The following is a 4,980-nucleotide window of genomic DNA, read 5'->3' on the forward strand; positions in this document are numbered from 1 at the left end:
TGTCTTTGACCCGGGTATTTTCTCCATCGGAGATACCGTCTGCGCACCCGGCAAGAAATTCGCCTTTGAAGGTATTCCGACTTTCGCACCTGAACATTTTGCCAAAGTCCGTCAGGTAGATACCATGAAGCGTAAGCAGTTCATCAAAGGTATCTCCCAAATTGCCCAGGAAGGTGCCATCCAGATCTTCCAGGAATACAACACCGGTATGGAAGAGATCATCGTCGGCGTTGTCGGTGTCCTTCAGTTCGACGTTCTGAAGCACCGTCTGCTCAATGAATACGGCGTTGAGATCCGTCTTGAACCAATGCCTCACGAATACATCCGCTGGATTGCCAATAAGGATGAAATTGAGACAAACAAGATTATCGGCACATCCGATATGAAGCGTATCAAAGACCTCAAAGGCAACCCGCTGCTGCTCTTTGTTCATGAATGGGCTGTTCAGTCCGTTTTGGATAAGAATAAAGGCCTTGAGTTGTCCGAGTTCGGCCGCTGGTAGGTTATATCATAAAAAAAATCCCCCATTGAAAACAACGCGCACCCGTACGAAACGTTTTCAATGGGGGATTTTTCTTTTTTATCACATGGCTTTCTGAGCGGCCGAACGCAAACAACCATGCTAATAGTCTGTTTCAGTTGATTTCTCACCAATGCCCCAATAACTCTTGCCCGGTTCCAGTTTAACACCTTTGAGATAAGCCAACTCCGATACCGTGACTAACTGGTATCCTGCATTGACCAGTTCAGGGATCAGTGTCTTGCAGGCCTCAACCGTTGTCGGATGGATATCATGCATCAGTATAACAGCACCATCCCAATCCTGGTTTCTGTACCTTTCGACACTGGCAATAACCTTAGACGCATTCAGACTTTTCCAGTCCTCCGTATCTACATCCCACATAATAAAAGGTTGTGATACATTCGCCGGTACAATGTCATTATCAGCCGCGCCATATGGCGGTCGGATAATACGGCAGTCTCTGCCTGAATATTTCTTAATCAATTCGTTGGTCGTATCAATCTCATCATGGACACCTTGGGCATCCAGTTTCGTCAGCTGTGCATGGTCATAGCTGTGGTTGCCTACTTCACATCCCAGTTCCACCATACGTTTCAGCAACGGACATGATTTGTCATTAATATTGTTGCCGACACAAAAAAATGTTGCACGGCTGTCATACTGTTCCAGTACATCCAGAAGATCACTGGTGCCATTCGTATCCGCTGTGCTCGGCCCATCATCAAAGGTCAATGCAATGATCTTCTTGTCCGGGTCATATTTCCTTGTGGACACATAATCCATCAAATCTGCCCTGCTTGAAGAATCCTCCAAAAGCGACTGCATGCTGTCGCCGATCACATACTGGAATTCCTTTGTTATCTGTTCTACAGCACCAACTACATCATGGATCTGTGTTAATTCCTCTTCTGAATACAGTCTCTTTCCGGAACATCCGGTCATAATGCCACATAACAGAATAACAAGCCCAATCATGCCCGCCAGTTTCTTCAGTCTTTTCATTTTATTCTCCCTCTTGCTGCTGCCTGCTCGACAGCAGCTTTTTCTGTTTCTCATCTCGTTTATTCGTTGTCTGTGCATTCGTCTGAAGCTTCTCCCTCTTCCGTTTCTTTAGCAGCTTCATCTTCCTGCTCGTTTGCCTCTGCACTTTCTTCCGGTTCAGCGTCTACTTCTTCAGCCCCGCCTTCTGAATCCTCTATATCTGCACCATCTGGCACTTCATCATCCACTTCCTCAGAAGATGCTGCATCCACATTCTCATCTTCTTCTACAACATGGATGATCTCTGCACCGCATTTCGGACAATAGGACGCATCCTTATCCACCTCTGCCTGACAATTTGAACAGATGACAACTCCCTTCAATAAAGCGGCTCTCTGCTCAGCTTCATTGATCGCATGCTGACAAGATGTAATCTTCTCGCATAACTCTGCCATTTCCTTTGGCATATCGCCATCAGCGTATTTCTCAAAATACAACTTGCCAAGAGATGCATATAATTCTTTCATATCGCCTTCCAACGATACTTTTTTCAGCTTTGCCTTCTGAATCTCAATCGCTGTACTGGATTTCTTCATCACGTTTTCAGAAGTTTTTGCAACTGTGTCTGTTACGCCTGATAAATTTTTCTTAAGCTGATCAAAAAATGCCATAATATTACCCTCCTGTATGAATTGTATGTACTATTTCTGGCTATTGTCGTGTATAGTCAAAAATCTCTTTGTCTCGATTACTATTATATACCTTTATGTACGTCCTGTCACCAGTTCATTGAAAGTTTTCAGAAGATTCAATCTTCCATAGCCCCATGCCCGATCTGGATAGACAACACCTTCTTTGCGGACAGCACCCAATGTCAGATATTTAATGATCTTATGACTGTTCAGCTGAAGATCATTGCCCTTTAAAAGTCCCCATTCCATCAGCAAAGCTGCCGCACCGGCCGTTTGTGCTGCAGCCATGCTTGTTCCTGTCTTGGTCCCGAATCTGTTTCCCGGAACCGGTCCGTATATCTGCACTCCCGGTGCTGCCAGATCCGGCTTTATTTCGTAATCTGCTGTAAACCCTCTTCCCGATGCGGCGTACAAACTGTTATTCGTATCATTATAAGCCGCCACGGATATGCCCTCCGATGCACAGGCTGCATCAGAAAGTGTCACATCCGGATCTGGTCTCAGAAAATATGTCTGATCTGAAATAAATGGTGTCATAGGCAGCCAGATGTGAAATCGTCTGTTCACTGCCAGATTGCCATATATGCGCAGTGACCAGATTCCCTGTGTCGGCTCATCAAATCGCAGAAAAACCACCTGCTGTCCGGAAAGAGATTCAACCATCTGATAATAAACAAAAATTGCCGTCTGGTCCAGAATAAAACGAATAGTCTGGCTTCTTCCTGCAATTGGTGTGATCTTCTCAATTCTCTCACCAGCGGGTGACTGAATCCCAATAGTATAGAGATCCGGGTGCATCGACCACAGCTCCAGCGAAAAAGCCCTCTCCCCGGCCCCCACTCTGATCTCAGCCTCTGTATAAGCCGAATCCTCAGGCAGGACGCCCAGAAAATGATGTCTCTTATCTGCCTCTCCGCCCACTGCTGTTACAACACAAACACCGCTGAAACCGGAAATATCATCAATCAGCTGACTCAGATACGACTGGCCCGTATGTCCGCCGCTGTTCGTCCCGACTCCCAGCAAAATGATCACAGGCATCCTGGCTTCCTTTGCCTTTTGAATGCAGTAGCTGATGCCTGCCATAATATCATTCTCCTGATATGCAGGGACATCTGCCGCCGTTCCATAAAACTGCCTCAAATACTGCTTGCATGGCTTCAGCTTGACAATACACAGAGATGCCTCCGGTGCTGCCCCCCGAAAAATCTTCTGATTCTATCACTCTTCCTGCTGCAACACCGGCTATAAATGTCCCATGCCCGTTTTCATCTTGAGATGGCACAACAGCCAGACTATTCTCTGCAGCCAATGCCCGGTTGATCTGCTCTGAAGTATATTCAGTGCCATATATAAAGCCTTCGGGGCTCTCCCCGTCACGAATAGTCTGATCCCATATGGAATAAATCTTCGTTGTACGGTCCTCATAGGTAAATGCCTGATGCCTGTAGTCGATTCCGGTATCAATGACACCGATCATCACACCTGAACCTCTCAGATTCAGATAAGGTGATCTGTGAAAATATAAAATACCGCTCTCTTCCAGTCCGGCTGTCCCCAGAAGACCATATAAAGCCGGCAGCATGCTGATATTGTAGTCAGAAAGTATGTTCTGCATAGATGTATCACCTGCCAGATGCATCACCGCATACCGGCTGCCGATAGCCTCAATGCAGACCGGATGATACGTGCCCGCAATACTTGAAAAGTCCTGAAAATACTCTTTGATATAATCCCGGTAATCCTCACTGTAAATCACATCTTCACAGGATATGTCGTCATAATTCTCTACCATTTCATTCCCGCCTGTCAGCAGATTCAACAGACTATATGCCGCTTACCCGGAAATTATAACCAGCTTCTGCACTTTGGAAATGTATCGACGGTGATAGAAACTGTTAATTGTTCGCTGACGGACTCTCCGGCAATGCAGGTGTTCCGCGCATAGCGATCATCGGACTGCCTTTGCCTTCAATATAGGCTTTGGTAATCGTCACACTGCCGATATTGTCATCCTTCGGGATCTCATACATAATATCCAGCATAAATTCCTCAATGATGGAGCGGAGTGCTCTGGCACCTGTCTTTCTGGCAATTGCTTTATCCGCAATAACACCCAGGGCTTCATCATCAAATCGAAGATCCACCTCATCCAGCGCCAGCAGTTTCTGGTACTGTCTGAGAATAGCGTTCTTTGGTTCCTTCAAAATACGGATCATCATATCACGGTTCAGGCCTTCCAGTGTCACCGTAATCGGCAGTCGCCCGATAAACTCCGGAATCATGCCAAATGCCCGCAGATCATCGATGGTCACCTTGCTGACAATATTCTTATCCTGATCATACTTATCCTTCAGCTCAGCACTGAAACCGATCGAACTGTGTCTGGTCAGACGTTCTTTGACAATATTCTCAAGATCCGGGAATGCACCGCCGCAAATAAATAAAATATTTCTTGTATCAATTGTTACCAGTGGTACCATGGCATTCTTGCTGGTGGCCCCAACCGGTACTTCTACTTCACTGCCTTCCAGAAGTTTCAAAAGGCCCTGCTGTACAGACTCACCGCTGACATCCCGGGCTGTTGTATTCTTCTTCTTGGCGATCTTGTCAATCTCATCAATAAATATAATGCCTCGCTCTGCACGTTCTGTATCATTGTCAGCAGCCGCCAGAAGCTTCGATACGACACTTTCGATATCATCACCGATATAGCCGGCCTCTGTCAGGGATGTGGCGTCTGTGATTGCCAGAGGCACATCCAGAAGTCTCGCCAGCGTCTTG

The 4,980-nt window shown here is 46.4% G+C and carries 5 protein-coding genes and 1 pseudogene; 1 reads left to right on the forward strand and 5 read right to left on the reverse strand.

The window, feature by feature from the left end; genetic code table 11:
* Positions 1–502 (forward strand): annotated as a pseudogene (locus tag WMO25_RS14780) (peptide chain release factor 3); the annotation flags it as partial.
* 120 nt (positions 503–622) lie between these two features.
* Here WMO25_RS14780 and WMO25_RS14785 read toward each other — a convergent pair.
* From WMO25_RS14785 to clpX, 5 genes are all read right to left on the reverse strand, one after another.
* Positions 623–1,525: a polysaccharide deacetylase family protein gene (locus WMO25_RS14785; protein ID WP_349085940.1), complete on the reverse strand. Its 903-nt coding sequence runs from the start codon at positions 1,523–1,525 to the stop codon at positions 623–625.
* Between the two features lie 59 nt (positions 1,526–1,584).
* A complete protein-coding gene (locus tag WMO25_RS14790; protein WP_349085941.1) occupies positions 1,585–2,175 on the reverse strand; it encodes a zinc ribbon domain-containing protein in 591 nt (196 codons plus the stop codon).
* Between the two features lie 93 nt (positions 2,176–2,268).
* Entirely contained in the window at positions 2,269–3,282 is a 1,014-nt protein-coding gene (locus tag WMO25_RS14795; RefSeq protein ID WP_349085943.1) for a S8 family peptidase, read from the reverse strand.
* A gap of 4 nt (positions 3,283–3,286) precedes the next feature.
* Entirely contained in the window at positions 3,287–3,991 is a 705-nt protein-coding gene (locus WMO25_RS14800; RefSeq protein WP_349085945.1) for a S8 family serine peptidase, read from the reverse strand.
* Positions 3,992–4,094: 103 nt separating this feature from the next.
* The coding region (clpX, locus tag WMO25_RS14805; RefSeq protein ID WP_349085947.1) for an ATP-dependent Clp protease ATP-binding subunit ClpX at positions 4,095–4,980 on the reverse strand (886 nt) is incomplete at its 5' end.

It is taken from the genome of Coprococcus intestinihominis (assembly GCF_040096555.1).
Lineage (GTDB): Bacteria > Bacillota > Clostridia > Lachnospirales > Lachnospiraceae > Coprococcus_A > Coprococcus_A intestinihominis.